Below are 24,495 nucleotides of genomic sequence, written 5' to 3'. Positions count from 1 at the left end.
GCCTTGCCGATAATTCCGCTGGCGCCGGACGTCGGAGCACATTAGTCTACCCCTAGATAGTAAGTATACTGTCAATTAGGGAGGCAGACGTTGCGGATCGCCGTGATTGGCGGGGGGCCCGGCGGGCTCTACTTCGCCTATCTCTGGAAGAAGCGTCACCCCGACGATCAAGTCGACCTGTTCGAACAGAACCCGGCCGACGCGACCTGGGGCTTTGGCGTCGTGTTCTCCGACCAGGCCCTGGAGTTCCTGCGTGCCGACGACCCCGAGACGGTCGACGCGATCGCCCCGCACATGGAGAGCTGGGAGAACATCACGCTGAACCTGCAAGGCGACAGCGTCGCCATCGACGGGGTCGGCTTCTCGTCGATCGGGCGGCTCGAGCTTTTGAGGTTCCTGCAGCAGCGCGCGCTCGATGCCGGCGTCACCCCGCGCTTCGACACGCCGATTCACGCGATCGACCAGCTCAATGGTCATGATCTGATCGTCGCCGCCGATGGGCTGAACTCGCTGGTGCGCCGCGCCTATGAGGGCGATTTCGGTACCTCGCTGTCCTACTCCTCCAACAAGTTCGTCTGGTACGGAACGTCAAAGCGCTTCGACACGCTGTCGCAGACCTTCGTGAAGACCGACCGCGGCACCTTCAACGCGCACCACTACCGCTATTCGCCGACCATGAGCACCTTCCTGGTCGAATGCGACCACGCGACCTGGCAGGCCTATGGCTTCGCCTACAAGGACGTCGAGCAGTCCAAGGGCGTCTGCGAGGAGGTGTTTGCCGACACGCTCGGCGGCCATTGCCTCGTCTCCAACAAATCGGTGTGGCGCAATTTCCCCTGGGTCTGGAACGAGCACTGGTCGTTCAAGAACATGGTGCTGCTCGGCGACGCGCTGCACTCGGCGCATTTCTCGATCGGCTCGGGCACGCGGCTCGCGATCGAGGACGCGATCGCGCTGGTCAAGGCGTTGGAATCCGATGCACATCTGACCACCGCGCTGCAGCGCTACCAGGCCGAGCGCAAGCCGGTGGTGCAGAAGCTCGTCAACGCGGCCCGCACCAGCGCCTTCTGGTACGAGCACTTCGCCCAGCACATGCAGCTTGATCTGATGGATTTCGCCTACAGCTACATCACCCGCTCCGGGCGCATCGACGATGCACGCCTGCGCCACATGTCGCCGGCCTTCATGGCGCGTTACGAGGCCGCCAAGAATGGCGCAGGCGACGGCGGGGATGCGGCTGGCGAGGTTACGGCATGAGCAACGAGATTCGCGACCAGGTGCCCGCCGACGGCGAGGGCGCGCGCGAGATCGGCTTTGCCGGTCCGCAAGTCTATAACGCCAGCCGCGTGCTGTTCGACAATCTGGCCCAGGGCCGTGGCGACAAGCTCGCGCTGATCGGACCGGCGGGGACGCGCACTTATGCCGAGCTCGGCGCGGAGGCCTGCCGCTGGGGCAACGGCTTTGCTTCGCTCGGCCTTAAGCGCGGCGATCGTGTACTGCTGTTCCTCGACGATACGCCGGCCTATCCTGCCGCCTTCTTCGGCGCGGTCCGCGCCGGCTTCGTGCCGCTGCTGATCAACACGCTGACGCCGCCGGACCTGCTGCAATTCTATCTCACCGATTCCGGCGCTGCCGTTGCCGTCGCCGATGCCGAGTTCTGCGCGCGCTTCAATGCCGAGGCGTGCCAGGAGACGAAGCTGAAGACGCTGATCGTCGTCAATGGCGAGATCGGCGAGCATGCTGCGCCTGCGGCGGTCGCGGCGGCGAGCTGGCTCGCACAATTCCCGACCGAGCTCGCCGAAGCCGCGACCGATCGCAACGAGATGGCGTTCTGGATGTACTCCTCGGGCTCGACGGGCCGGCCCAAGGGCATCGTGCATCTCCAGCACGACATGGCCTACAGCGAGCTCGCCTTTGCGCGGAACGTGCTGAAGCTGACGCCCGATGACATCTGCTTCTCGGTGCCAAAGATCTTCTTCGCCTACGGCTTTGGCAATTCCGTCACCTTCCCGTTCTCGGCGGGCGCGGCGACGCTGCTGCTGCCGGGCCAGCCGAAGCCGGCGGCGATATTCGCGGCGATCGAGCAGTACAGGCCGACCGTCTTCTTCGGCCTGCCGACGCTCTATACCTCGCTGACCAAGGCCGAGGGCGCGGAGAAGACGAATTTTTCGTCGCTGCGGATGGCGCTCTCCGCCGCCGAAGTGCTCTCGGCAGAGGTCTTCAACGGCTGGAAGACGCTCACGGGCCTTGAGATCGTCGAAGGCCTCGGCTCGACCGAGGTGCTGCACATCTATCTCTCCAACCGCCCCGAGCAGAAGAAGCTCGGCGCCGCGGGCCTGCGCGTCCCCGGCTACGAGGTCGCTCTGCGCGACAAGGACGGGCGCGACGTCGGTGACAACGAGGAAGGCATTTTGTGGGTGCGCGGCGATTCCAACACGCCGCTGTACTGGAACCGGCCGGACAAATCCGCCGAGACCATTCGCGAGGGCGGCTGGATCTACACCGGCGACCGCTTCGTGCGCGATGCCGACGGCTTCCACTTCTTCCGCGGCCGCGCCGACGATCTCATCAAGATCTCCGGCCAGTGGGTCTACCCGCTCGAGGTCGAGCTGTGCCTCGCCGACCACCCCGACATCCGCGAATGCGCGGTGTTCGCCGCCGAGCTGCCGGACCGGCGCATGACGCTGAAGGCGGTGGTGGTGATGAACAACCGCGCGGTGGACCAAGGGGAGGCCACGCGGAAGCTGCAGGATTACGTGAAGAGCAAGCTGCTGCCCTACAAATATCCGCGCGAGGTGATTTTCATCGACGAGCTGCCGAAGACGGGCACGGGGAAGATTGACCGGCAGGCGTTGTTAAGGATGTGAGGCCGACGGTGTCGCCACACAGTAAGTGTCGTCCCGGCGCAGGCCGGGACCCATACGCCGCAGCAGCAGTTGTTGCGCAAGCTCGTCATGACCTGTCTTCGCCAAATCAAGTTTTGTGGTTATGGGTCCCGGCCTTCGCCGGGACGACGGCGGTGAATGAGGCGCGAGCGGAGACCCGCTCACTCACATCCCTCCCCCACCCTTCCCCAGATGCTCCAGCGCGTCCTCGGCCCGCAGCGGTACGCGCGAGGCCTCGTTGTTGAGGTCGACGAGCTGCACCAGCAGCCCCATCAGCGCCTTGCGATCGGCGGGCTTGAGCGGCTCCAGCATGCGCGCCTGGGCGCGCTCGACGGCGGGGATGATCTCGCGCAGGATCGCTGCGCCTGACTTGGTCAGATAGAGCAGCTTGATCCGCTTGTCCTCGGGCGCCGGCTTGCGCTCGATATAGTCCTTGGCCTGAAGACGCTCGATCACGCTGCCGAGGGTGGAGCGGTCGAAGGCGATCACGGCCGAGAGCCGCGTCGCGTCGATGCCGGGATGGGTGTGGATCGCGATCAGCGCGGCATATTGCACCGGCGTGAGATCGAACGCCTTGCACTCCTCCATGAAGATCGAGACCGCGATCTGCTGCATGCGCCGGAACAGATAGCCCGGTGCGTCATAGACCGCGTCGATCGTGATCGGAGCGGAAGGCTTACTCGGCATCGGGCTGCTTCTCCGGCGCGGCACTGGCGAAGGCCGGCAGCGCCTTCGCGGCCGCCTCGGCCTGGAGCAGGCGCGGATAGGCCGAGACATCGACGCCGAAGCGGCGGGCATTGGCGAGTTGCGGCACCAGGCAGAGATCGGCGAGCGTCGGCGCATCGCCGAAGCAGAATGGCCCCGCTTCGCCCATGATCAGGGTCTCGCAGGCCGACAGGCCCTCGCGGTTGACCCAGGCGGCCCAGTCCTGGACCTTCTCCTCGGCAAGACCAAGCTCGCGCAAGCGCGCCAGCACTTTCAAGTTCTGCACCGGATGGGTATCGCAGGCGATCGCCAGCGCGAACGCACGCACCTTGGCGCGGCGCAGCGGATCCTTCGGCAGCAGCGGGGGAGCGGGATGGGTTTCGTCCAACCATTCGATGATGGCGACCGATTGGGTCAGCACCGCACCCGCATCGTCCTCCAGCGCCGGCACCAGGCCCTGCGGATTGATGGCGAGATAGGCGGGCGCGCATTGCTCGCCCTTGCGAAGGTGATGCGGCAGGTGCTCGGCGCCGAGGCCCTTGAGGTTCAGCGCGATCCGCACGCGGTAAGCGGCGCTGGAGCGGAAATAGCCGTGCAGCTTCATCGAGACCCTCCCACTTATTTTGTCATTCCGGGGCGATGCGCCAGCATCGAACCCGGAATCTCGAGGTTCCGGGTTCACGCTTCGCGTGCCCCGGAACGACACCTTGTACGTCGTCGGCCACATTGACGCTACCCAGATCGTCAGTATACTGTCAATTAACAAAACGATCGGGAGCAGCAACCATGGAAGCCGTGACCAAGACACCGGAACGGGAGGCGTTTTACAAGAAGATCGACGGCGAGAACCTCACCGCGCTGTGGACGGTGATGAGCGACCTGATCACGCCGGAGCCGAAAAGCGCCTGCCGGCCGCATCTCTGGAAGTTCGAAATCATCCGCGACTACATGACCGAGGCCGGCAAGCTCATCACGGCCAAGGAGGCCGAGCGGCGCGTGCTGGTGCTGGAGAACCCGGGCCTGCGCGGCCAGTCCAAGATCACGACCTCGCTCTATGCCGGCGTGCAGATGGTGGTGCCCGGCGACGTCGCGCCCGCGCACCGCCACAGCCAGTCGGCGCTGCGCTTCGTGCTCGAAGGCAGGGGCGCCCACACCGCGGTCGATGGCGAGCGCACCGCAATGGAGCCCGGCGATTTCATCATCACACCGTCGATGACCTGGCACGATCATTCCAACGAGACCGATCAGCCGATGTTCTGGCTCGACGGCCTCGACATTCCCTTGGTGCAGTTCTTCGACTGCTCCTTCGCGGAAGGATCGAAGGAGGACCAGCAGAAGATTACCAAGCCAGCCGGCGACAGCTTTGCCCGCTACGGCCACAATCTGCTGCCGGTCGATGTGAAGCGGAGCTCGAAGACCTCGCCGATCTTCAGCTATCCCTATGCCTATACCCGCGAGGCGCTGGAGAAGGCCAGGACGAGCCAGGAGTGGGACGCCTGCCACGGGCTGAAGCTGAAGTTCAGCAACCCCGAGACGGGCGATTTCGCGATGCCGACCATCGGCACCTTCATCCAGCTGCTGCCGAAAGGTTTTACCACCGCGCGCTATCGGTCAACCGATGCCACCGTGTTCTGCCCGATCGAAGGCCGCGGCCGCAGCCGCATCGGCGATGCGGTGTTCGAATGGGGCCCGCGCGATCTGTTCGTGGTGCCGAGCTGGCACTGGGTCACGCACGAGGCGGACGAGGATGCCGTGCTGTTCAGCTTCTCGGATCGCCCGGTGCAGCAGAAGCTGGATTTGTTTCGGGAAGATCGCGGGAACGCGTGATGGTCGCACTGCCAACCACATCGTCATTGCGAGCGCAGCGAAGCAATCCAGAATCTTTCCGCGGCGACAGTCTGGATTGCTTCGTCGCAAGAGCTCCTCGCAATGACGGGCTTGGCTACCTCCAGTGCAACAGTCTCGTAGGGTGGGCAAAGGCGCAACGCGCCGTGCCCACGTCCTCGCGACTCATGGAATGGTGGGCACGCTTCGCTTTGCCCACCCTACGGCAGCGGTGTTTGCAGCTACCGCCAGTGCAACAGCCGCGTCTCCAGCCATCCGATCACCTTGCCTACCGCGAGGCCGAACACCGACAGGATGACCACGCCCGCAAGCAGCTGATCCGTCTGCATCAGATTGCCGGCCTGGAGCACGAAGGCGCCGATGCCGTATTGCGCGCCGATCATCTCGGCGCTGACGACGAGCAACAGCGCGACGGATGCGGTGATGCGGAAGCCGGCGAGAATCGCCGGCAGCGCGCCGGGCCAGATCACCTTGCGCACGATGGTGGCGAAGGGGACGTTGAAGCTCTGCGCCATGCGGATGAGGTTGCGCGGCACCGCATCGACGCCGCTGTAGACCGAGATCGCGGTCGAGAAGAACACCCCTAACGCAATGGTTGCGATCTTCGGCTCTTCGCCGATGCCGAGCCAGAGGATCAAGAGCGGCAGCAGCGCGATCTTCGGGATCGGGAACAGCGCCGAGATGAAGGTGATGCCGACGCTGCGCGCCAGCCGCGACAGGCCGATGGCGAAGCCGACGGCAACGCCGGCGGCCGTTCCCAGCACCCAGCCGACACCGATGCGCAGCAGCGAAGCGGACAGATGCTGCCACAATGCGCCCGACACCGCGAGCTGGTAGATCGCGCGCGCGATCGCGGAGGGCGTCGGCAGGAACAGCGCATTGACGAGGCCGGCGCTGCCGGCGGCCTGCCAGATCGCGATGACGAGGGCGAGCGCGATCCAGCCGCCGTAGCGGCTGCTTGCGGGCACGAAGCCTGCGCCGCGGAAGCGGACGCGGCGCGTTGCTCCGTCCTTCGGGGCCACATCGCTCGCTGCGCGGTCAAGCATGCTGAACCTCGCGCTCGGCATCGATCGCCTCGTTGCGGATCAGCGACCAGATCTGGTTCTGGAGAGCAAGCAGCTTTTCGCGCGCCGTTGCTTCGCCGCGCACCGCGCGCGTCATCGGCACCGTCACGACTTCGCGGATCCGGCCGGGCCGCCGCGACAGCACCACGATGCGGTCGGCGAGCCGCGCGGCCTCTTCGAGATTGTGAGTGACATAGACCGCGCCCATGCCGCCATCGGCGAGCAAACGGACGAAATCCTCCATCAGCAGCTCGCGCGTCTGCGAATCCAGCGCCGACAGCGGCTCGTCCATCAGCAGGATGGCAGGCTTCACCGCGAGCGCGCGCGAGATGCCGACGCGCTGGCGCATGCCGCCGGAGAGCTGCTTTGGGTAGGTCTGACGGAAGTCGGTGAGGCCGGTGCGGCGCAGGGCGTCCTCGACCAGCGCGCGTCGCCCAGCGGCCGAGAGCTGGGTGTGCAGCAGCGGGAATTCGACATTCTCCTCCACCGTCGCCCAGGGCAGCAGCGCAAAATCCTGGAACACGAAGGTCAGCGGATTGAGACTGTCCGCCGGCGGCGCCCCGCGCAGCTCGGGCGCGCCGGAGGCCGGCTGCAAGAGGCCGCCGAGGATCGACAGCAGCGTGCTCTTGCCGCAGCCGGAGGGACCGACGATCGCGACCACCTCGCCGGCACCGACGGTGAAGGAGACATCGTCGAGCACGGCGAGATCGCCGAAGCGATGGGTGATGTGGTTGGCGATCAGGTCCATGTCACGACCTCAGTGTCGTCCCGGCGAAGGCCGGGACCCATACGCCGAGTGGGAGTTGTGGCGCAAAGTGGTCATTGCCTGTCTTCGTCAAATTCAATTCGGTGGTTATGGGTCCCGGCCTTCGCCGGGACGACACTGGGGGCCTGGCATTAGCGACGGCCCCGCTACATCCGGGCCGTGCATCCTTCGAGGCTCGCTTCGCTCGCGCCTCAGGATGACGGGGAGAGAGGGTGGCTCGGAACATCGATCAATCCGCCTTCACATAATCCTTGGCGATGATCGCATCGGCGTCAAAGCCCTTGTCGGCAAAACCCTGCTCCTGCAGCCATTTGATCTGGTTGTCGACGTTCTTCACGTCGAGCTTGCCGTCGGGATCGATATAGGCGCAATTGCCGACGACCTGCTCGACCGGCAGGTTGGTGTATTTTGCGATGATCTCCAGCAGCGGTTTTGTCTGCTCGTTGATCGGCGCGACACCGTCCTTCATCGCGGCCAGGATGACGTCGTGATATTCGCGGTCGGCCTTTGCGAGGACGCCGAGGAATTTCGTCACCAGCGCCTTGTTGGTCAGCGTTTTCGGCGAGGCGAACACCGCACCCAGCTGCCACGGCGTCTCGTCGCCGACCCAGCCCAGAAACTTCGCCCCGCCCTCGTCCATCAGTTTTCGCGCGGTGGAGATGGGCAGTAACGCCGCATCGACGGTCTCGCCCTTGAGCGCGGCGGCTGCATTCGACAGCGATTGCAGCGGCACGATCTTCACGTCCGCAAGCTTGAAGCCGTATTTGTCGGCGAGCAGGCCGAGCGAATAGTGAAAGGAGGAGCCGACCTGCGTCATCGCCACGCGCTTGCCCACGAGGTCCTTGGGCGTCTTCAGCCCGGCAGCGTAGGCGTTGTTGCTGGCGAAATAGCCGATCAGGGGATAGCCTGCTTTCTCGCGGCTCATGCCGCCGATCACCTTCAGCGTGCCCTTGCCGGCCAGATTGTAGAGGCCCGCGGTGAAGGCGGTGACGCCGAAGTCGACGTCGCCCGAGGTGGTGGCGACCGCGATCGGCTGCGCCGCGTCGAAGAACTTCAGCTCGACGTCGAGACCGGCCTCGCGGAAATAGCCCTTGTCCTGCGCGATGAAGACGGGCGCGGATGACGACAGGCGGAGCACGCCGACCTTGGCCTTCAGCGCGTCCTCGGCCCGCGCCGTGCCCATCGCCATGATCGCCATCAGGCCGGCAGCTGCGAGCCTTGCAATTCCGATCATCCCGTTTCCTCCGTCGTCTTCTTTGGCAGCCCGTCACAGACCTTCCGGCACGGGCTGATCCCGCCCGATGAAGGCGCCCTGTTGTTTCAACGTTTCCTGCAATTTTTCAATGGGGATTTCGCGTGGAATCCGATTTCCGGAGAGCGCCAAGGCGGCGGCGGAACCGGCCGCCTCGCCCATCACGAAACAGGCACCGGAGACCCGCGCCGCCGACTGGCCCTCATGGGTCATCGAGGCGCAACGGCCGGCAACCAGCAGATTGTCGACGCCCTCGGGCACCAGCATCCGGTAGGGCAGCTCGTTGTAGCCGCGCGATTCCGGGATCGGCGGGAAGGTGAAGACGACGTCGCCGGGGACGTGGGCCTCGATCGGCCAGCCATTGACGCCGATGGAATCCTCGAAGGACGCGCAGCCGAGCACGTCCTCGCCGCTGAGCTGATAACCGCCCTTGATGCGGCGGGTCTCGCGGATGCCGAGCTGCGGCGGCAGGTCGACGATGTAGGACTTTTCGAAGCCGGGCACGGTGCTACGCAGAAACTCGTACGCTGCAAGCGCCTGCTTGCGGCCCTCGATCTCGCCGCGGGTGAGATCGTCGGGCTCGACGCCGTTGATGGCGTGGCCGTCCTCGCGCGCCACTTGCGTAAAGTTGACCCGCCATTCGATGCCGGACTTTTGCGGCCGTACGATCGCGCTCTTGCGCGGAAATGTGTGGGTGCCGGCGGCAAGGGCCTTTTCCATCAATTGCGGAATGGTGCGCCAGGCCTCGCCCGCCTTCTCGGGATCGATGCCGTTGAGACGGAGCATCATCGATGGATAGAGCGGATGACCGTGCTCGTCGCCGATCTCGAACGGCGCGCCAGCCCAGACCGCAAGATCGCCGTCGCCGGAGCAATCGATGAAGATCTCGGCGCGCACCGCCTGCCTGCCGGCCTTGGTTTCGACCAGCAGCGCGTCGATGCGGCGGTCATCGCCCATCACCACGCCGGCGCCGAGGGCATGGAAGAGGATGTGCACCTTGTGGCTGGCGAGCAGCTGATCGGCCGCGATCTTGTAGGCCGCGGTGTCGTAGGCCTGGGCAAACACCTTGCCCAGGATCAGATGCGGCGTGTTGAGGCCATTGAGCAGATCGATGCGCGCCAGCAGCTCGGACGCCATGCCCTGCACCAGCCGGTGCGCCTTGCCGTAGACATTGCCATGCAGGCCGCAGAAGTTGGTGACGCCGGCAGCAGTTCCCATGCCGCCGAGAAAACCGTAACGCTCGATCAGCAGCGTCTTGCGCCCGGCGCGCGCGGCTGACGCTGCCGCCACGATGCCGGCCGGCCCGCCGCCGAGCACCACGACTTCATATTCGCCGTAGAGCGGCACTTTGCGCGCTGGTTCTTCGATCGTCGTGGCCCGCATGGCGCGTCCCTTCCCAAAATTCCTTGCTTGCGGACGACTATGAATTAACGCGCAGCGGGCTACAATCCATCAAAATAGGCGATCAGCTTTCGCGAATCGAGAAAACTGAAAATGGACATCCTCGTGAACCTCCAGGCCTTCCTCGCCACCGCGGATGCCGCCGGCTTCTCTGCCGCGGCACGCAAACTCCATGTCTCGACCTCGGTCGTCGCCAAGCGCGTCACGCAGCTGGAGGCGCGGATCGGCACGCCGCTATTTCACCGCTCGACCCGGCAATTGCGTCTGACCGAAGCCGGCCAGCGCTACGTGCATCGCGCGCGCGGCGTCGTTACTGACGCCACCGACCTGCTCTCGCGCATGGGCGAGAAGGGTCATGATCTGGTCGATCATCTCCGCATCAAGGCGCCGACCTCGCTGACGGTGGCGCGTCTCGCCGACGCCTTCAGCGCGTTCCAGACCCAGAACCCGCGATTGAAACTCGAGATCGTGCTGATCGATCGCCCGGTCGATCCCGTCACCGAAGGCTTCGACATCGCCATCGGCGCCTTCCCGCATTCGTTCGGCGGCGTGGTCGACGAGCCATTGTGTCTGCTGAAGCGGCTACTCTGCGCCTCGCCTGCGTACCTGAAGAAGCACGGCATGCCGAAGCATCCGCGCGACCTCGTCGAGCATCGCTGTCTCAGCTTCCTGCCGACGGGACCGGAGTGGGTCTTCGACGGCCCGCGCGGCCGCATCAGCATCCAGGTCAGCCCGCTGCTCTCTTCCAACGAAGGCCACGTGCTGGCGCGCAGCGCGATCGCCGGCAACGGTATCGCGCTGATGTCACATTACCTCGTCGCGGATGCCTTGCGCGACGGCACGCTCAAGCCGGTGCTGCGCGACTTTCCGATTCCGGAATTGTGGGTGAAGGCCGCGATCCCCGAGCGGCGCCGCAACGCGGCTGCGGTGCAGGCGCTGCTGACTTTGCTCAAGACGTCACTCGCACCGTCGCTGTAGGCCGTGTCAATTGTGAGGTGGCGGTAGCCCGCATGAGCGAAGCGACATGCGGGACTTTTCGCGACATTCCCGGATGTCGCTTCGCTCATCCGGGCTACGGGAGCGCGCCGCGTCGCGCACCCGTCACAACATCGCAGTTGCTCTCGCGTGACAGACCTGAGAGAAGGGCCGCCATGGATTCGACATTCGTGAAATACGCATTCGCCGCCCTGACCGCTCTCGCGATCTCAACCACCGCCGCCTCGGCCCTGGAGCAGAACTGCCGCTTCATCCAGGCCAAACCCGATCGCGAAGCCTGCTACAAGCGGCAGGAGGACGAGCTGGCCGCGAAGCGCAAGCCGGCGGCGCCGGCCGCCGAGAGCAAGACACTCGAAACACTGCAACAGATGCGGCAGGACGACGACGCCGTCTATCGCAGCATCAACAACATCTGCCGCGGCTGCTGAAGACTGATAGTTGCGGCTTCGCGCGGTACAGAGTCGCGCGCATCTCAACACTTTCGTCGTCCTGGACAAGCGAAGCGCAGATCCAGGACCCATTACCCCAGGGCGTCGTTTGGCGAAGACTCGGGCTGCCGGCTTCGCGCCACAACATCTCCCTAGGGTAATGGGTCCTGGCTTTCGCCAGGACGACGGCTGAGCGAGCCGGCACCCATAACTATCGGCGGCGATTGTTTCAAAGCGGCGACACGCTCAAGCCTTCCCGCCACCCCACCTCGCCGCCCGCTTCTCCGCGAACGACGCCAAGCCCTCCGCGGCTTCCGCGCTCTGGCGCTTGAGCGAATGCAGCTGCACGAGCCGCTTGTAGGCGGCATCGTCCACCGCCATGCCGCCGAACGAGCTCTCCAGCGCAAGGCGCTTGGTTTCTGCCATCGCCTCGGGGCCGTTGGCGAGCAGTTGCTCGACCACCTTGCTGCCTGCGGCTTCGAGATCGGCGAGCGGCACCACCTCATGCACGAGGCCGATGCGGCGGGCGTCCTCGGCGCCGAAGCGCTCGCCGGTGAGCGCGTAGCGGCGGACTTGCCGTACACTAATGGCGTCGCAGAGCTGCGGGATGATGATCGCGGCGGTCAGGCCCCAGCGCACCTCGGTGATGGAGAACAGGGCGTTGTCGGCGGCGATCACGACATCGCAGGCTGCGATCACGCCGGTGCCGCCGCCGAAGCAGCCGCCCTGCACCAGCGCGACCGTCGGGATCGGCAGCGTATTGAGCCGCTGCACGGCTTCGAAGGTCGCGCGCGAGGCCGCCTCGTTGGCCTCGGCCGATTGCGGCCGCACGCCATTGATCCATTTGAGGTCGGCGCCGGCCTGGAAATGCTTGCCGTTGCCCTTGAGCACGACGACGCGCAAGGCCGGTTTCTTAGCCAGCTCGTCCATGGCCGCCAGCACGCCTGATATCAGCGCGCCGTCATAGGCGTTGTTGACCTCCGGCCGGTTCAACGTGACGGTCGCAACCCCACGCTCATCAAGGCTCCACAGGACGGGGCTGGCAGTCATCGGCGTTCCCTCCGGTTGTTTGCCGCGCACTATGGCCGAGGCCGCGCGCCTTGATCCATATCTTTCCGGCGTAGGGCAGCCGCGTCCATCGCATGGCGGCTTGTGTCATGCTGCCGCCTGATGGCACCAAGGGATCAGGGACAGGATCAACATGCGCATCTGCATTTTCGGCGCGGGCGCCGTCGGCAGCCACATTGCGGTACGGCTGGCGCGCGCCGGCCATGAGGTCTCTTGCGTGATGCGCGGCGCGCATCTCGAGGCGGTGCGCGCGAACGGACTCAAGCTGCGGGTCGGCGATTCCGAGGTTTCCGCCAAGGTGAACGCATCAGGGGATCCGGCCCAGCTCGGCCCGCAGGACGTCGTGATCTCCACGCTGAAAGCGACCGCACTGACCGGACTGGTCTCCAGCATCAAGCCGCTGCTGCAAGACGACACCGCGATCGTGTTCGCGCAGAACGGCATTCCCTGGTGGTACGGTATCGGCCTGCCGCCCCGGCACCCGGCACCGCCGGACATTTCCTTCCTGGACCCCGGCGGCCGCCTGCGCGCCTGCATCCCGAAGGAGCGGATCATCGGCGGCGTCATCTTCTCCTCCAACGAGGTGACTGCGCCCGGCGTGGTGCAGAACCTCACCCCGGACCGCAACCGCCTGCTGATCGGGGAATGCGACGACCGCAATTGCGAGCGCATCACGAAACTTCGCAACGTCTTCAACGATGCCCGGCTGGAATCGCCGCCGGTGGCCGAGATCCGCGAGGCGATCTGGTCAAAGCTGCTGACCAACATGTCGCTGTCGGTGCTGTGCCTGCTCACCGGCCAGACCGCACGCGGGGTACGCGACGACCCGGCCTTTGCGGAAGTCATTCCGCGCATGCTGAACGAGGCCAACGACATCGCGCAGCACTTCATCCCCGAGGTCAAGCGCGTCACGCGCAGCGGCCCCGCCCCCAATCACAAGCCGTCGCTGCTGCAAGATTACGAGCTCGGCCGCGCCATGGAGATCGACGTGCTGGTGAAGGCGCCGGCCGCCTTCGCGCGCACCGCCGGCCTGTCGACGCCGACGCTCGATCTCATCGCCGCGCTGGCGATCCAGAAGGCGCGCGACAAGGGGCTCTATTCGGCCTGAGCCTCAGGCGAGCCCGTCGATCCAGGCTTCGAGCACGTCCAGCACCTCCGTGAGCGCCTCGTCATTGCTGCGGCCGGATTTCTTCAGCACCGCGAAGGAGTGATCGCCGCCTTCGACCTGATGCAGTGTCGCCTTCGGGCCAAGCTTCTCGACGACAGGCTTGAGATAGCTCAGATCGGCAAGCTCATCGCGGGTGCCTTGCAGGAACAGCATGGGGATCGCCATGCCGGAGAGGTGATCTGCGCGCTCGGACGACGGCTTCTTGGCGGCATGCAGGGGAAAGCCGAGGAAGGCGAGCCCTTTGACATCAGGCAATGCAGCCTTCGACTGCGCCTGCGAGGTCATGCGCCCGCCGAACGACTTTCCGCCCGCCACGAGCTTGAGACCGGGGCAGAGCCGTGCCGCCTCCGCGACCGCCGCGCGGATGGCGGCGTGCGCCACCGCCGGCTGGTCCGGGCGCCCGTGTTTCTTTTCCATGTAGAGAAAATTGAAGCGGAACGTCGCGATACCGCGCTCCGCGAGTCCTTCTGCGGTCTTTTCCATGAACGAATGCCGCATGTCCGCACCCGCGCCGTGCGCCAGCACGTAGCAGGCGCGCGCACGGTCCGGCAGCGTCAGGATCGCCGAGACCGTGCCGGTGCGTTCGATGTCGAGCTTGAGCTCTTGAGTTTTGGTCGCCACAATCAGACATCCCGACAGAGGCTGTTACGGCCGCCTTGGTAGCGTCACCGGCGCAGCCTGAAAACACAATAATTGCCGCCGCGGCCTGGCTTACCCAAGCCGGAACTGCGCATCAACCGAGGTAACCATGTCCTACCGCTCCTCCTGGATGACCGAAGAGCTCGACGTCTTCCGCGACCAGTTCCGGAAATATCTCGCCAAGGACCTGGCCCCGCATGCGGAAAAATGGCGCGAGCAGAAGATGGTCGACCGCTTCGCCTGGCGCGGGCTCGGCGAGATGGGCGCGCTGCTGGCGAGCGTGCCGGAGGAATATGGCGGCCTGGGTGCCACCTTCGCCTATGACGCCGCGGTGCTCGACGATCTCGAAAGCACCGTGCCGGAGCTGACGACAGGCGTCTCCGTGCACAGCGCCATCGTCGCCCACTACATCCTCAATTACGGCTCGGAGGAGCAGAAGAAGCGCTGGCTGCCGAAGATGGCGAGCGGAGAGATGGTCGGCGCCATCGCCATGACCGAGCCCGGCACCGGCTCGGACCTCCAGGCCGTCAAGACCACCGCGAAGAAGCAGGGCAATTCCTACGTCATCAACGGCCAGAAGACGTTCATCACCAACGGCCAGGCCGCCGATCTCGTCATCGTGGTCGCGCGCACGGGCGAGGCCGGCGCGAAGGGCATCTCGCTGATCGCGGTCGAGACCGAGGGCGCGGACGGCTACAAGCGCGGGCGCAACCTCGACAAGATCGGGCTGCACGCCTCCGACACGTCGGAACTGTTCTTCGACAACGTCACGGTGCCGCCGGAAAACCTGCTCGGCAAGGAGGAAGGCCAGGGCTTTGTCCAGCTGATGCAGCAATTGCCGCAGGAGCGCCTTGCGCTCGCGGTCGGCGCCGTCGCCGCGATGGAGCGCGCGGTCAAGCTCACCGTCGATTACACCAAGGAGCGGAAAGCGTTCGGCAAGCCGCTGATGGATTTCCAGAACACCGCCTTCACGCTCGCCGAGCGCAAGACCGAGGCGATGATCGCCCGCGTCTTCGTCGACTGGTGCATCGAGCGCCTGGTCGCAAAGGACCTCGACACCGTGACGGCGTCGATGGCGAAATACTGGTGCTCGGACAAGCAGGTCCAGACCGCCGACGAGTGCCTCCAGCTGTTCGGCGGCTACGGCTACATGCAGGAATACCCGATCTCGCGCATCTTCATCGATTCCCGCATCCAGAAGATCTATGGCGGCACCAACGAGATCATGAAGCTGTTGATCGCGAGATCCCTGTAGCCGCGTTCTTGCTTCAGGCAAGAGACGCCTCGGCAACACGGTCTCCACAAGACAGCTGTCGTCCCGGCCTAGTGCGCAATTGCGCACGGGGGCCGGGACGACATGCCCGTTTCACCGCGTACGCCAGTCCCGCGGCCGGCAACCAAAACGCTGCTTGAAGCGCCGCGTGAAGTGGGAGAGGTCCGAAAAACCCCAGTCGAACGCGATGGCGCCGATCGCCCGATCTGCCATTGCGGGATCCCTGAGATTCCTGGCCGCACCGTCGAGCCTGTTATCGATGACGTATTCGGTGAAGCTGGAGCCAGATCTCGCCAGCAGTTTATGGACGTAGCGCTCGCTGATGCCTACGGCACCCGCGACGTCGGCAACCGCAAGGCCGGGCTCGCGGAGCCGCCGGTGAATGGCGCGTTTCAACGCCAGCGTGGTCGTCTCAGCGAGGCTCTCCGATTCCGCGGCACCTGCCCGGCTGCGCCGCGACAGGCTGACGGCAACCAGCTCGATCAGCGCCCGAAACAGCCGCACGCCCTCCTCCTCGGTCATGCGCAGCGCGCCGTCGCTCAGCGCACGCGCCGTCTCCACGATGAGGTGACCGACGAAGGGATCGTCCGAGACGCGGCAAGCGGTGATGTCGAACGACGCCGGCAACCGCTCGCGCAGCGCGCCTGCCGGCACCCAGAACGAGGCGACCTGCAATTGCGGACCACGATCGTGCAGGAGGGCGAATTGCCGGTCGCTGTCGAAGATTCCGACCTGCCCGGGCGAGAGGCTGACCTCATGGCCGTCCTGCTGGATGCGGCAGCGCCCGGCCAGCTTCAGGTTGAGGTAGAAGCAGCTGCGGTCGGACGCCGCGATGTCGGCGGCGGAGCGGCGGACCACATGCTCTGGAAAGCTGACGCGGTTGATCGCGGCATCGCCGAGACGAACGTGCTCGACGCTGGCGGGAAAGCCGGCCGCGGCCGCGGGCTCCGGCGTCAGGTTCATGAACGCCTGGCAAATCGCCTCGCGGTAATAGGCGAATTGCTCGTTCGGCCGCACGCCTGCGGTATTCCAGGCTGATTGGCGTGACGGAACGGGGATCTGCTGCATCGGTTCACTCCGAGACCAATCCGGTTCACTTCCAGCCAAGCAACAAATCCGTCGCCGGTCCACATTTGCCGCGCTGCGACGCTGCGCCGATCTAATCACACCCGCGGGAGGAGCCACAACATGTCGACCTACGTTCTCGTTCACGGCGCCTGGCACACCGGTGCAGAGTTCGAGCCCGTGGCGGTCCCGATCCGCGCCCATGGCCATCAGGTCCACACGCCGACGATCAAGGGCAACCGCCCGGGGGATGCCAAGACGACGGGGCTGAAGGAAGCGATCCAGTCGATCGCCGACTACCTCGCCGAGAACAATCTCACGGACGTCATCCTGCTCGGCCATTCCTATGGCGGCATGGTCATCACCGGTGTCGCCGACCTCGCGCCCGAGCGTATCCGCCGTCTCGTCTACTGGAACGCCTTCGTGCCCAACAATGGCGAGTGCCTCAACGACATGGTGCCGCCGCACTATGTCGGGCTGTTCGACGCGATCGCGGCCGAGCGGGGCGACGGCTCCGTGGTGCTGCCATTCCCGGTCTGGCGCGAAGCCTTCATCAACGATGCCGATCCCGAGACGGCGCAACGCGCCTATGACGTGCTCAATCCGCATCCGCTCGCGACCTTCACCGACAAGATCGCGATCAAGACCAATCCGGCCGAGATGCCGCTGGCGAAATCCTACATCAACTGCACCGAGGACACCGCGCTGCCACACAGCTATGGCTGGCATCCACGGCTGTCGGAGAAGCTCGGCCTGTTTCGCCTGGTGCAGGTGCCGGGAAGCCACGAGCTGTGCTTCTCCGATCCGGCGCGCCTCGCCAAGGCGATCATGGAGGCCGGACGCGACTGAAAGCTCCTACGCCGCTGATCTCGCGGTACCGTAAGGCGCTACCTCATCCGCTTGTCGGCGGCGACGAAGTCGATGAAGGTCCGCACCTTCGCGGAGAGATATTTGCGGCTCGGATAGACCGCGAGCAATCGGCCCTCGAAGATGACCACATCGGGCAGGATGTGGACGAGACGTCCGGCGGCGATGTCGTCGGTGACCAGCCATTTCGGCAGGAAGGCGAAGCCCATGCCTTCCAGCGCGGCCATGTGCAGCAGCGTCTCGTTGCCGCTGCGCAGCACCGGGTTGAGCTTGACGGTCTCGACCGTGCCGTTCCGGTTCAGGGAGAAGCTCTCGCCCGGATAAAGCGCGTAGTGCAACAGGGGCTGGCCGGAGAGATCGGCGAAATTCTTCGGTCGGCCCGCGCGTTTGAGGAAGGCGGGGGCTGCCACCAGGTGGAACGGCACGCTGGTGATGGGCCGCGCGATCAGCGCCTCCTCCGGCGCGGCCGTTGCGCGCAGGGCGAGATCAAAACCCTCCTCGACCAGATTGACGAGGCGCCCGCTGAGATCGACGTCGAGGCGCACCTCGGGATAGCGGGCCTGATAGTCCGCCAGCACGCCCGCGAAGATCGCATTCGCCATCCACACCGGCGCGGTCAGCCGCAGCGTGCCGCGCGGCACGACGGTCGCGTTGCTGACGGCGGCTTCGACCTCGTCGAGCGAGTCCAGCATCTGCCGCGCCTGCTCGAAATAGAGCGCGCCGCTCTCGCTCAGGCTGACGCGCCGGCTGGTCCGGTTGAGCAGCCGCGTGCCCAGCCGCTTCTCGAGCTGCATCACATGCTTGCTCGCCATGGCGGGGGAGATGCGCAGGCGCTGCGCCGCGGTGGCAAAGCTCTTCAGCTCCGCGACCAGGCAAAACACCCTCATGCTGACCAGCGTATCCATTAGATCATCAACATCCAGGAAATGAACCTATCCCGGATCATATAATGATCAAAAATGGAGAAACCATCAAATGGTGGCGACCCTCACATTCCGGAGAACCAGCATGTCCACCACCACCCTTGAGACCGTCGCCCCCGGCCGCGCCCTTCGCATCGGCCTCTGGGCTGCGCAGGTCGTCCTCGCCTTCGTCTTCATCTCGGCGGGGTTCGTCAAGCTGACGACGCCGATTCCCCAGCTGGCCGCGATGATGCCCTGGGCCGGCCAGTATTCCGAAACGTTTGTCCGCTCCATCGCACTGGTCGATCTCGCCGGCGGCATCGGCATCCTGCTGCCGGCGCTGACGCGGATCCTGCCGCGGCTGACGGTTCTGGCCGCGCTCGGCTGCGCGGTGCTGCAGGTGATTGCGCTTCTCTTCCATCTCTCGCGCGGCGAGGCCGCGGTGACGCCGCTCAATGTCGTCCTGCTCGCGCTCGCCCTGTTCGTGCTGTGGGGACGCAACGGCAAGGCCCCGATCGCGCCGCGGCAGTTCTGACCGGCAGGAGCGCCGTCGCCATGATCTCTGCCAACGGATGGTCCCGCAGGGGCCTGCTCGCCGGCACCGCGATCCTCACGGCCGGCGGCCCCACCGCCGCCAAGGAGGATCGCCTCACTGAGGGCGTCGTCATTCTGATCGACAGCAACGAGCCCTATGTGATGGGTCACGCGATCAGCTACTCGGCCAACCTCTCAAAGCATTTTGCCGACAGGGGCGCGCGGCTGCTGATCGAGGTCGTCGCCAACGGCAAGGGCATCGACGTCTTCCGCGCCGACAAGACGCCGCTGGTCGAGCCGCTCGCGACGCTGCGGCAGTCGCTGCCCAACCTCACCTACAGCATGTGCGCTTCGTCCAAGGCGATCGCGGAGGCCAAGGAGCAGATCTCCATCCCGCTGATCGCAGGCGCGAGCCTCGTGCCGTTCGGGATCGGCCGCGTCGTCGATCTGCAATTGAAGGGCTGGGCCTATATCCATGCGTGACGAAGCGCGTGAAGGCGTTGCGCTGTCGCGGCGATCGATCCTGCTGGCTGCGGCAGCCTCTCTCGCGGTCCCACGCGCAAGCAGCGCGCAGGACAGCTGGCCGCCGGTGCTCGAAGCGGGCCGCAGGCAGTTCACACTGGTGCGGCCGCGCGCATCGATGCCGCAGCTCAGGCTTCAGGACCTGCACGGCAAGGACGTCACCGTGGCGGCGAAGCCGGGCCGCATCACATTGGTGAACTTCTGGGCGACCTGGTGCGCGGCCTGCAAGCTCGACCTGCCGATGCTCGCGAGCCTTGCGGGATCGCGGCCCGAGCGGCTGGACATCGTCGCGATCTGCACGGATACGAAAGACCTGCGCAAAATCCGCTCGTTTCTCAGCGGCCTCGCCGTGCAGAGCCTTGCCTGCTATGCCGACAGCTACGGCGCGGCAGCCGAAGCATCGACCACGACGTTCTCGCTCGTCGGCATGCCCATCACCTATCTGGTCGGAACGAGCGGCCACGTCGAGGGCTATATCGCTGGCGCGCCCGACTGGCTCTCGCCAGCGGGCGCGCGGCTCCTGCAGTTCTATCGCGAGCAGGACTAGTGCGGCGTCAGTTCGGATGCCACCAGCGGCCACCGATGACGACGCCCTCCGAGACGATCTTGCGATCGCCGATCAGGTGCTCGCCGACGACGTCCTCATAATCGAACTGGCCCTGCTTCACCGAAATCAGCGTGGCGTCGCCGACGCTGCCGGGCTTGAGGCTGCCGAGCTCGGGGCGGCGCAGCGCCATCGCCGCGTTCACCGTCGAGGCCGCGACCACGTCGGACAGCTCCATGCCCATGCAGAGGAATTTCGACATGGTCGTCACCTGGTCGAAGGCGGGGCCGTCGATGCAGAGCTGGTGGATGTCGGAGGAGATGGTGTCGGGATAGAAGCCGTTGGCGAGCATTGCGCGCGCGGTCTTGAACGCGAACGAGCCCTTGCCGTGACCGATGTCGAACAGCACGCCACGCTCGCGCGCCTCCAGCACCACCTTCTTCACCGTGCCCTGCGCGGTCGCCGGCGTATTAGGGAAGGGACGGAACGCATGGGTCAGCACGTCGCCGGGGCGCAGGCGCGCGAGCACCTCTTCATAGCTCGGCGGCGGATGGTCGATATGCGCCATCAGGGGCATGCCGACCTCGTTCGCGACCTCGAGCGCGATGTCGAGCGGCACCAGCCCGGAAGTGCCCGAGGAATGCAGGCCCACGCGCACCTTGATGCCGACGATGAGGTCGCGGTTGGCATCGGCCACCTTGGCCGCCTCGATCGGATTCATCAGCCGCAGCTCCTCGCTCTCGCCGACCATGATCCGGTGCGAGAAGCCGAAAATGCCGGCATGCGAGACATGCAGGTAAGCGAGGATGCGGACCTGGCTCGGCTCGATCACATGCTTGCGGAAGCCGGCAAAATTGCCGGGCCCGGCGCTGCCGGTGTCCACCGCCGTGGTGACGCCGGAGAGACGGCAGAATTCCTCGGCATCGATGCCGAGCGAGGTACCGCCCCAATAGACGTGGGTGTGGAGATCGATCAGCCCCGGCGTCACGATGTATTTCGAAACGTCGCGCACATCCGTGCCCGGATCCGCCTTGAGCCCAGTGCCGATCGCGGCGACCTTGCCGCCCGAAAATGCGACATCCGTCACGGCATCGAGCTTCTGAGAGGGGTCAACGACCCTTCCGCCGCGCAGGATCAAGTCAAAAGGCGTTCTGGTCTCCGGATGTAGCAAAGGACAGGCATGGGCCGGGCTGGAAGGCGCCCCTTCCAGCCCGGCCGCTTCTGTTAGCAATTTTCGCACCAGGCGCGCAAATCAGCGGGCATCCTGTCCGGCTTGCGGGCCGACGGAATGTATGACGGCCTACTCCGTGAACGTATTGGCGACCCTACGGGAGCGCAGCACGTACGGTATCCAAACCGCGGCGCTAATGACGCCGACAATCATTCGGCCAACCTCTGCTGGACCTACCGCGAGGAAATCGGTGAACGGACGATTGAGGGCAACGGAAAAGATCGACGCGATCCACACGCGATCGATCACCGGTATCAGCAGCGCACAGATCATTTGCGCGATGAAGAAAGCTGGAAATCTGCGTGACTGTATGAACAGGAGCACCGTCGTCCAGATTGCAAGGCAGATCAGCGCGCCGTTCAGCGCTATTTCACCCCGAATTTCTATTGAGAATACCGCCCAGACGTCGTCGCTGATCGACTGCACATACTGCGCGATACTGACGACCAGGCGCATGGTACCGATCACCTGGCCGAAGGCCAAAAGCCCGAGCCAGCCGCTGATGCCGGTCGGTTCGGGCTGGACGTTCTTGAACGCGGCAGCGTCTTCTGCGGGAATGGCAGGCTCTCGAATGACCTCAACCGGCGGGGATGCCGGGTCTGGCGGCGGCGATTGAAGAAGCTGCTGTGCGATCTCGTGCACCTCCCCAGCCGGCGTCCAATTCTCGACGCCGTGCCGCCGGACCAGCACACGCCGGGGATCGGCGATACGCGAGAGGAGCGTAACGAGTTCCGAAATCGGCATTGGGCCGCGCCGCTGCCCGCCATCCGCGTAGAACCATAGATCCGCCATGCAACGCCCCTCTGCACCCCGCCATATTCCAGCCGGTTGCCGGCACACGTGACGATAGAAAAGCGCCTGGAGGGATACCGGCACTGCACGCTCGCGGCGTCGCGCAAATGCTCGGAAATGGCGATCCCGGGAAGACTCGAACTTCCGACCTACGGTTTAGGAAACCGTCGCTCTATCCGGCTGAGCTACGGGACCGCGGAACCCGCAGGTTGCGGGTTCGATCCCGTCATAGCAGAGCAAAATGCGGTTCGCCAGCCGCCAGACGGGCCAGACCATCGTCAACCTGAACGGGGCGGCTATACAATCGCTTCCAGGTCCCTCTCGGCGGAGCAGCTCACATGATCGAAAGCATCAGCGCCATCACGCTCGGCACGCATGACATGGGGCTCGCCGTGCATTTCTACCGCTCGCTCGGGTTCGAGCTCTTGTATGGCGGCGAAGCCGCCGCATTCACGAGCTTTCGCGCCGGCAGCGGCTATCTCAACCTGACTGCGCAGCCGGACGCCAAGCGCTGGTCCTGGTGGGGCCGCGTCATCTTCTACGTGGCCGATGTCGACGAGACCTACGCGCAGGCGCGCGCCGCCGGATGGCAGCCATCGACCGCGCCGCGCGATGCCGAATGGGGTGAGCGCTACTTCCATCTCACCGACCCCGACGGCCATGAGCTCAGTTTCGCACGGCCGTTGTCCTGACCGAATAAGTCGCATCTGCTGACGTTCCAACGCGCAAGTAGCGCTGTCTCAGCCGACGTGGCAATCTCGGCGCGGTTTCCTCAAGTTCTGACCAGGGAGGACGACCATGGTAACCTATGTCGTGCTGGGAAACTTCACTGATCAGGGAGTCCGCAACGTCAAGGACTCGCCGAAGCGGGCCGAAGCCTTCAAGGAGATGGCCAAAACGTTCGGAGTGACCGTGAAAGAGATCGTCTGGACGCAGGGACGATATGACGTTGTAACCGTTCTCGAGGCTCCAGATGAGGCTGCCGCGATGTCGCTCAGCCTTAGTCTCAGCGCACTCGGCAATGTCCGCACCGAAACGCTGCGCGCGTTTTCGGCAGCGGATATGACGAAGATCGTCGGCAAGATGCTCTGACGCTCAAGCCCGCGCAAGCGCACCGGACCCGGGATGGCAATCCCGGGAATAGGCGTCTCACGCCTTGATATTGTTGTCCTTCACCACCTTGCCCCAATAGGCGACCTGCTTGTCGAAGAAGGTCTTGAAGGCGGGGCCGTCCTGGAGCAGCAGCGTCATGTGCTGGGTCTCCTTGAGCTGGGTGGCGGTGGCCGGCTCGCTCAGGATCTCCCTGGACGCGGTCGCCATGGCCGAGACGATATCGGGCGGCGTCCCCGCGGGCGCGAAAATGCCCCACCAGGCCAGCGTCTCGAAATCCGGAAAGCCGGCCTCGATCGCGGTCGGCGTGTCCGGCAGCGCCTGCAGCCGCTCGCGGCCGAGCTGCAGGATCGGGCGCAGCATGTTGGTGCCGAGCTGGGCGGCGACCAGCGCCGCCGATCCCGCGATCAGATCGACATGGCCACCGAGCACGTCGTTCATCGCGGGGCCGCCGCCGCGATAGGGCACATGCATGATCTCGACGCCGGCCTTGTTGCCGAGCACGGTCATGGCGAGATGGCCGAGCGTGCCGATGCCGACGGAGGCGTATTTGACCGCGCCGGGCGTTGCCTTGCAGGCGGCGACGACCTCGGCAAAGCTCTTATAGGGACGGCCGGCGCCGGCCGCGATCACATAGGGCGCAGTGCCGATCAGCAGCACCGGCATCAGCTCGCGCTCAACATCGACCGGCGGCTTGTCGAGGATCGACGGGATCACCGCATGCGAGTCGAACGTCACCAGGAACGTCGCGCCGTCGGCCGGGCTCTTGGCGACCTGCGCCGCGCCGAGCGCGCCGGCGGCGCCCGACTTGTTCTCGACCACGACGATGCGGTTGAGCTTTGTCTGCAAATTGCTCTGGAGCAGCCGCGCCATCGCGTCGGTCGAGCCGCCCGGCGGGAACGGCACGACCAGCGTGATTTTCGAGGCTTGGGCGCTTGCCGGTGCCATCGCGAGGATGGCGGGCGCGGCCAGCAGCGCCCGTCGTGTGATCGTCATGGTCCCTCCCTTGTATTTTGCGCTTTGCTTTTTTTGCTTTTGAGCGCTCAGGTCGTCCCGAAGCCCGACCCCGCTTTTTTGTATTCTGGCCGAGGCGGACTGAAGATGTCCAGCACGCGGGCCCCGTCGGGGCCGGCGCGCATGGTGTGCGGCACGTTGCCGGGGGTACGCCAGAAATCGCCCTTCTTCACCGGGATTTCCTCATCGCCCTGGACCCGGATCGCGGAGCCGTCGAGCAGCACGCCCCATTGCTCCTCGGGATGGTGATGCAGCGAACCTTGCGCATGCGGAGCCAGCGTCACCACCGACAGCATTGCCTGCTCGCCGGAGAAGATGCGCGTCGTCACCCCCGCGGCGAGCTCGCGGAACAGCCCGTCGTCGGGATTGTCGATATTGTGGAATTCGTCCCTCTGGCTCACGCCGCTCTCCCCTTCGTTCTTCG

Annotated in this window: 27 protein-coding genes and 1 tRNA gene; 13 read left to right on the top strand and 15 right to left on the bottom strand. The window is 65.3% G+C overall.

Annotated features, from left to right (window positions below):
- Positions 1-90 precede the first annotated feature (90 nt).
- Both IQ16_RS35030 and IQ16_RS35025 read left to right on the top strand, forming a co-directional pair.
- Entirely contained in the window at positions 91-1,257 is a 1,167-nt protein-coding gene (locus IQ16_RS35030; protein WP_018644102.1) for an FAD-dependent monooxygenase, read from the top strand.
- Positions 1,254-2,867 (top strand): benzoate-CoA ligase family protein, encoded by a 1,614-nt coding sequence (locus IQ16_RS35025; protein ID WP_018644103.1) that lies wholly within the window; start codon positions 1,254-1,256, stop codon positions 2,865-2,867. The genes IQ16_RS35030 and IQ16_RS35025 overlap by 4 nt, the downstream gene beginning before the upstream one ends.
- 183 nt (positions 2,868-3,050) lie before the next feature.
- Here the strand turns inward: IQ16_RS35025 and IQ16_RS35020 are convergent, their stop codons facing one another.
- Entirely contained in the window at positions 3,051-3,572 is a 522-nt protein-coding gene (locus IQ16_RS35020; RefSeq protein WP_018644104.1) for a MarR family winged helix-turn-helix transcriptional regulator, read from the bottom strand.
- Positions 3,562-4,194 carry a maleylacetoacetate isomerase gene (maiA, locus tag IQ16_RS35015; protein ID WP_018644105.1) on the bottom strand — a complete coding sequence of 211 codons (633 nt, stop codon included), beginning with the start codon at positions 4,192-4,194 and terminating at the stop codon, positions 3,562-3,564. The genes IQ16_RS35020 and maiA overlap by 11 nt, the downstream gene beginning before the upstream one ends.
- A 182-nt stretch (positions 4,195-4,376) precedes the next feature.
- Between maiA and gtdA the strand changes: the two genes are divergently transcribed.
- Positions 4,377-5,417 (top strand): gentisate 1,2-dioxygenase, encoded by a 1,041-nt coding sequence (gene gtdA / locus IQ16_RS35010; protein ID WP_018644106.1) that lies wholly within the window; start codon positions 4,377-4,379, stop codon positions 5,415-5,417.
- A 239-nt stretch (positions 5,418-5,656) separates the two neighbouring features.
- Here the strand turns inward: gtdA and IQ16_RS35005 are convergent, their stop codons facing one another.
- The 4 genes from IQ16_RS35005 to IQ16_RS34990 form a co-directional block, all read right to left on the bottom strand.
- Positions 5,657-6,481, bottom strand: coding sequence for an ABC transporter permease (locus IQ16_RS35005; protein ID WP_026312163.1), 825 nt, complete (start codon positions 6,479-6,481; stop codon positions 5,657-5,659).
- Positions 6,474-7,247, bottom strand: coding sequence for an ABC transporter ATP-binding protein (locus IQ16_RS35000; protein WP_018644108.1), 774 nt, complete (start codon positions 7,245-7,247; stop codon positions 6,474-6,476). Before IQ16_RS35000 ends, IQ16_RS35005 begins: the two co-directional genes overlap by 8 nt.
- A 247-nt stretch (positions 7,248-7,494) precedes the next feature.
- A complete protein-coding gene (locus IQ16_RS34995; protein WP_018644109.1) occupies positions 7,495-8,499 on the bottom strand; it encodes an ABC transporter substrate-binding protein in 1,005 nt (334 codons plus the stop codon).
- 33 nt (positions 8,500-8,532) lie between these two features.
- The gene (locus IQ16_RS34990; protein WP_018644110.1) at positions 8,533-9,900 is read right to left on the bottom strand and encodes an FAD-dependent oxidoreductase; all 1,368 of its coding nucleotides are present in this window, start codon (positions 9,898-9,900) and stop codon (positions 8,533-8,535) included.
- 111 nt (positions 9,901-10,011) lie between these two features.
- Between IQ16_RS34990 and IQ16_RS34985 the strand changes: the two genes are divergently transcribed.
- Together IQ16_RS34985 and IQ16_RS34980 are read left to right on the top strand one after the other, a co-directional pair.
- Positions 10,012-10,896, top strand: coding sequence for a LysR family transcriptional regulator (locus tag IQ16_RS34985; RefSeq protein ID WP_018644111.1), 885 nt, complete (start codon positions 10,012-10,014; stop codon positions 10,894-10,896).
- 173 nt (positions 10,897-11,069) lie between these two features.
- Positions 11,070-11,342, top strand: coding sequence for a hypothetical protein (locus tag IQ16_RS34980; protein ID WP_145832019.1), 273 nt, complete (start codon positions 11,070-11,072; stop codon positions 11,340-11,342).
- Between the two features lie 246 nt (positions 11,343-11,588).
- On the opposite strand, the gene IQ16_RS34975 is transcribed toward IQ16_RS34980, so the two are convergent.
- Complete coding sequence (locus IQ16_RS34975; RefSeq protein WP_018644113.1) at positions 11,589-12,392, bottom strand: enoyl-CoA hydratase-related protein; 804 nt, start codon at positions 12,390-12,392, stop codon at positions 11,589-11,591.
- Positions 12,393-12,543: 151 nt separating this feature from the next.
- Between IQ16_RS34975 and IQ16_RS34970 the strand changes: the two genes are divergently transcribed.
- Positions 12,544-13,518 (top strand): ketopantoate reductase family protein, encoded by a 975-nt coding sequence (locus IQ16_RS34970; RefSeq protein WP_018644114.1) that lies wholly within the window; start codon positions 12,544-12,546, stop codon positions 13,516-13,518.
- A 3-nt stretch (positions 13,519-13,521) separates the two neighbouring features.
- Here IQ16_RS34970 and IQ16_RS34965 read toward each other — a convergent pair whose 3' ends face one another.
- Positions 13,522-14,199: an alpha/beta hydrolase family protein gene (locus IQ16_RS34965; RefSeq protein WP_018644115.1), complete on the bottom strand. Its 678-nt coding sequence runs from the start codon at positions 14,197-14,199 to the stop codon at positions 13,522-13,524.
- Positions 14,200-14,326: 127 nt separating this feature from the next.
- Here IQ16_RS34965 and IQ16_RS34960 point away from each other — a divergent pair, with 127 nt between their 5' ends.
- A complete protein-coding gene (locus IQ16_RS34960; protein WP_018644116.1) occupies positions 14,327-15,472 on the top strand; it encodes an acyl-CoA dehydrogenase family protein in 1,146 nt (381 codons plus the stop codon).
- Positions 15,473-15,583: 111 nt separating this feature from the next.
- Here the strand turns inward: IQ16_RS34960 and IQ16_RS34955 are convergent, their stop codons facing one another.
- Positions 15,584-16,558 carry a helix-turn-helix domain-containing protein gene (locus IQ16_RS34955; protein ID WP_018644117.1) on the bottom strand — a complete coding sequence of 325 codons (975 nt, stop codon included), beginning with the start codon at positions 16,556-16,558 and terminating at the stop codon, positions 15,584-15,586.
- Between the two features lie 120 nt (positions 16,559-16,678).
- On the opposite strand from IQ16_RS34955, the gene IQ16_RS34950 reads away from it, so the two are divergent.
- Positions 16,679-17,404 carry an alpha/beta fold hydrolase gene (locus IQ16_RS34950; protein WP_018644118.1) on the top strand — a complete coding sequence of 242 codons (726 nt, stop codon included), beginning with the start codon at positions 16,679-16,681 and terminating at the stop codon, positions 17,402-17,404.
- Positions 17,405-17,442: 38 nt separating this feature from the next.
- On the opposite strand, the gene IQ16_RS34945 is transcribed toward IQ16_RS34950, so the two are convergent.
- Positions 17,443-18,327, bottom strand: coding sequence for a LysR family transcriptional regulator (locus tag IQ16_RS34945; protein WP_018644119.1), 885 nt, complete (start codon positions 18,325-18,327; stop codon positions 17,443-17,445).
- Between the two features lie 103 nt (positions 18,328-18,430).
- Between IQ16_RS34945 and IQ16_RS34940 the strand changes: the two genes are divergently transcribed.
- From IQ16_RS34940 to IQ16_RS34930, 3 genes are read left to right on the top strand one after another with little or no spacing between them, the layout of a single operon-like run.
- Positions 18,431-18,859, top strand: a complete 429-nt coding sequence (locus IQ16_RS34940; protein WP_018644120.1) for a DoxX family protein — start codon at positions 18,431-18,433, stop codon at positions 18,857-18,859.
- Between the two features lie 20 nt (positions 18,860-18,879).
- Positions 18,880-19,341 (top strand): DsrE family protein, encoded by a 462-nt coding sequence (locus IQ16_RS34935; RefSeq protein ID WP_026312165.1) that lies wholly within the window; start codon positions 18,880-18,882, stop codon positions 19,339-19,341.
- Positions 19,334-19,927: a TlpA family protein disulfide reductase gene (locus tag IQ16_RS34930; protein WP_018644122.1), complete on the top strand. Its 594-nt coding sequence runs from the start codon at positions 19,334-19,336 to the stop codon at positions 19,925-19,927. The genes IQ16_RS34935 and IQ16_RS34930 overlap by 8 nt, the downstream gene beginning before the upstream one ends.
- A gap of 7 nt (positions 19,928-19,934) precedes the next feature.
- On the opposite strand, the gene IQ16_RS34925 is transcribed toward IQ16_RS34930, so the two are convergent.
- From IQ16_RS34925 to IQ16_RS34915, 3 genes are all read right to left on the bottom strand, one after another.
- Complete coding sequence (locus IQ16_RS34925; RefSeq protein ID WP_145832026.1) at positions 19,935-21,095, bottom strand: amidohydrolase/deacetylase family metallohydrolase; 1,161 nt, start codon at positions 21,093-21,095, stop codon at positions 19,935-19,937.
- Positions 21,096-21,224: 129 nt separating this feature from the next.
- Positions 21,225-21,947 (bottom strand): DUF2569 family protein, encoded by a 723-nt coding sequence (locus tag IQ16_RS34920; RefSeq protein WP_018644124.1) that lies wholly within the window; start codon positions 21,945-21,947, stop codon positions 21,225-21,227.
- A 118-nt stretch (positions 21,948-22,065) separates the two neighbouring features.
- Positions 22,066-22,142, bottom strand: a tRNA-Arg gene (locus tag IQ16_RS34915).
- Between the two features lie 143 nt (positions 22,143-22,285).
- Here IQ16_RS34915 and IQ16_RS34910 point away from each other — a divergent pair.
- Together IQ16_RS34910 and IQ16_RS34905 are read left to right on the top strand one after the other, a co-directional pair.
- Positions 22,286-22,639 (top strand): VOC family protein, encoded by a 354-nt coding sequence (locus IQ16_RS34910; RefSeq protein ID WP_018644125.1) that lies wholly within the window; start codon positions 22,286-22,288, stop codon positions 22,637-22,639.
- 106 nt (positions 22,640-22,745) lie between these two features.
- Positions 22,746-23,039, top strand: coding sequence for a GYD domain-containing protein (locus IQ16_RS34905; RefSeq protein WP_014490344.1), 294 nt, complete (start codon positions 22,746-22,748; stop codon positions 23,037-23,039).
- A 57-nt stretch (positions 23,040-23,096) separates the two neighbouring features.
- On the opposite strand, the gene IQ16_RS34900 is transcribed toward IQ16_RS34905, so the two are convergent.
- Both IQ16_RS34900 and IQ16_RS34895 read right to left on the bottom strand, forming a co-directional pair.
- The gene (locus IQ16_RS34900) at positions 23,097-24,053 is read right to left on the bottom strand and encodes a tripartite tricarboxylate transporter substrate-binding protein (RefSeq protein ID WP_018644126.1); all 957 of its coding nucleotides are present in this window, start codon (positions 24,051-24,053) and stop codon (positions 23,097-23,099) included.
- Between the two features lie 47 nt (positions 24,054-24,100).
- The gene (locus IQ16_RS34895) at positions 24,101-24,472 is read right to left on the bottom strand and encodes a dimethylsulfonioproprionate lyase family protein (RefSeq protein WP_018644127.1); all 372 of its coding nucleotides are present in this window, start codon (positions 24,470-24,472) and stop codon (positions 24,101-24,103) included.
- Positions 24,473-24,495: the final 23 nt, after the last annotated feature.

The sequence above is a fragment of the Bradyrhizobium huanghuaihaiense genome, assembly GCF_007830635.1.
Taxonomy (GTDB): Bacteria; Pseudomonadota; Alphaproteobacteria; order Rhizobiales; family Xanthobacteraceae; genus Bradyrhizobium; species Bradyrhizobium huanghuaihaiense.
Note: the sequence above shows the minus strand (reverse complement) of the source record. Positions and strands in the feature narration are given on the sequence as shown.

What these genes read in the sequence shown, in the direction of transcription:
- IQ16_RS35025 (WP_018644103.1), top strand. Translation starts at nt 1,254, where the DNA reads ATGAGCAACGAGATTCGCGACCAGGTGCCCGCCGACGGCGAGGGCGCG.
- IQ16_RS35020 (WP_018644104.1), bottom strand. Translation starts at nt 3,572, where the DNA reads ATGCCGAGTAAGCCTTCCGCTCCGATCACGATCGACGCGGTCTATGAC.
- maiA (WP_018644105.1), bottom strand. Translation starts at nt 4,194, where the DNA reads ATGAAGCTGCACGGCTATTTCCGCTCCAGCGCCGCTTACCGCGTGCGG.
- gtdA (WP_018644106.1), top strand. Translation starts at nt 4,377, where the DNA reads ATGGAAGCCGTGACCAAGACACCGGAACGGGAGGCGTTTTACAAGAAG.
- IQ16_RS35005 (WP_026312163.1), bottom strand. Translation starts at nt 6,481, where the DNA reads ATGCTTGACCGCGCAGCGAGCGATGTGGCCCCGAAGGACGGAGCAACG.
- IQ16_RS35000 (WP_018644108.1), bottom strand. Translation starts at nt 7,247, where the DNA reads ATGGACCTGATCGCCAACCACATCACCCATCGCTTCGGCGATCTCGCC.
- IQ16_RS34995 (WP_018644109.1), bottom strand. Translation starts at nt 8,499, where the DNA reads ATGATCGGAATTGCAAGGCTCGCAGCTGCCGGCCTGATGGCGATCATG.
- IQ16_RS34990 (WP_018644110.1), bottom strand. Translation starts at nt 9,900, where the DNA reads ATGCGGGCCACGACGATCGAAGAACCAGCGCGCAAAGTGCCGCTCTAC.
- IQ16_RS34985 (WP_018644111.1), top strand. Translation starts at nt 10,012, where the DNA reads ATGGACATCCTCGTGAACCTCCAGGCCTTCCTCGCCACCGCGGATGCC.
- IQ16_RS34980 (WP_145832019.1), top strand. Translation starts at nt 11,070, where the DNA reads ATGGATTCGACATTCGTGAAATACGCATTCGCCGCCCTGACCGCTCTC.
- IQ16_RS34975 (WP_018644113.1), bottom strand. Translation starts at nt 12,392, where the DNA reads ATGACTGCCAGCCCCGTCCTGTGGAGCCTTGATGAGCGTGGGGTTGCG.
- IQ16_RS34970 (WP_018644114.1), top strand. Translation starts at nt 12,544, where the DNA reads ATGCGCATCTGCATTTTCGGCGCGGGCGCCGTCGGCAGCCACATTGCG.
- IQ16_RS34960 (WP_018644116.1), top strand. Translation starts at nt 14,327, where the DNA reads ATGTCCTACCGCTCCTCCTGGATGACCGAAGAGCTCGACGTCTTCCGC.
- IQ16_RS34955 (WP_018644117.1), bottom strand. Translation starts at nt 16,558, where the DNA reads ATGCAGCAGATCCCCGTTCCGTCACGCCAATCAGCCTGGAATACCGCA.
- IQ16_RS34950 (WP_018644118.1), top strand. Translation starts at nt 16,679, where the DNA reads ATGTCGACCTACGTTCTCGTTCACGGCGCCTGGCACACCGGTGCAGAG.
- IQ16_RS34945 (WP_018644119.1), bottom strand. Translation starts at nt 18,327, where the DNA reads ATGGATACGCTGGTCAGCATGAGGGTGTTTTGCCTGGTCGCGGAGCTG.
- IQ16_RS34940 (WP_018644120.1), top strand. Translation starts at nt 18,431, where the DNA reads ATGTCCACCACCACCCTTGAGACCGTCGCCCCCGGCCGCGCCCTTCGC.
- IQ16_RS34935 (WP_026312165.1), top strand. Translation starts at nt 18,880, where the DNA reads ATGATCTCTGCCAACGGATGGTCCCGCAGGGGCCTGCTCGCCGGCACC.
- IQ16_RS34930 (WP_018644122.1), top strand. Translation starts at nt 19,334, where the DNA reads ATGCGTGACGAAGCGCGTGAAGGCGTTGCGCTGTCGCGGCGATCGATC.
- IQ16_RS34920 (WP_018644124.1), bottom strand. Translation starts at nt 21,947, where the DNA reads ATGGCGGATCTATGGTTCTACGCGGATGGCGGGCAGCGGCGCGGCCCA.
- IQ16_RS34910 (WP_018644125.1), top strand. Translation starts at nt 22,286, where the DNA reads ATGATCGAAAGCATCAGCGCCATCACGCTCGGCACGCATGACATGGGG.
- IQ16_RS34905 (WP_014490344.1), top strand. Translation starts at nt 22,746, where the DNA reads ATGGTAACCTATGTCGTGCTGGGAAACTTCACTGATCAGGGAGTCCGC.
- IQ16_RS34900 (WP_018644126.1), bottom strand. Translation starts at nt 24,053, where the DNA reads ATGACGATCACACGACGGGCGCTGCTGGCCGCGCCCGCCATCCTCGCG.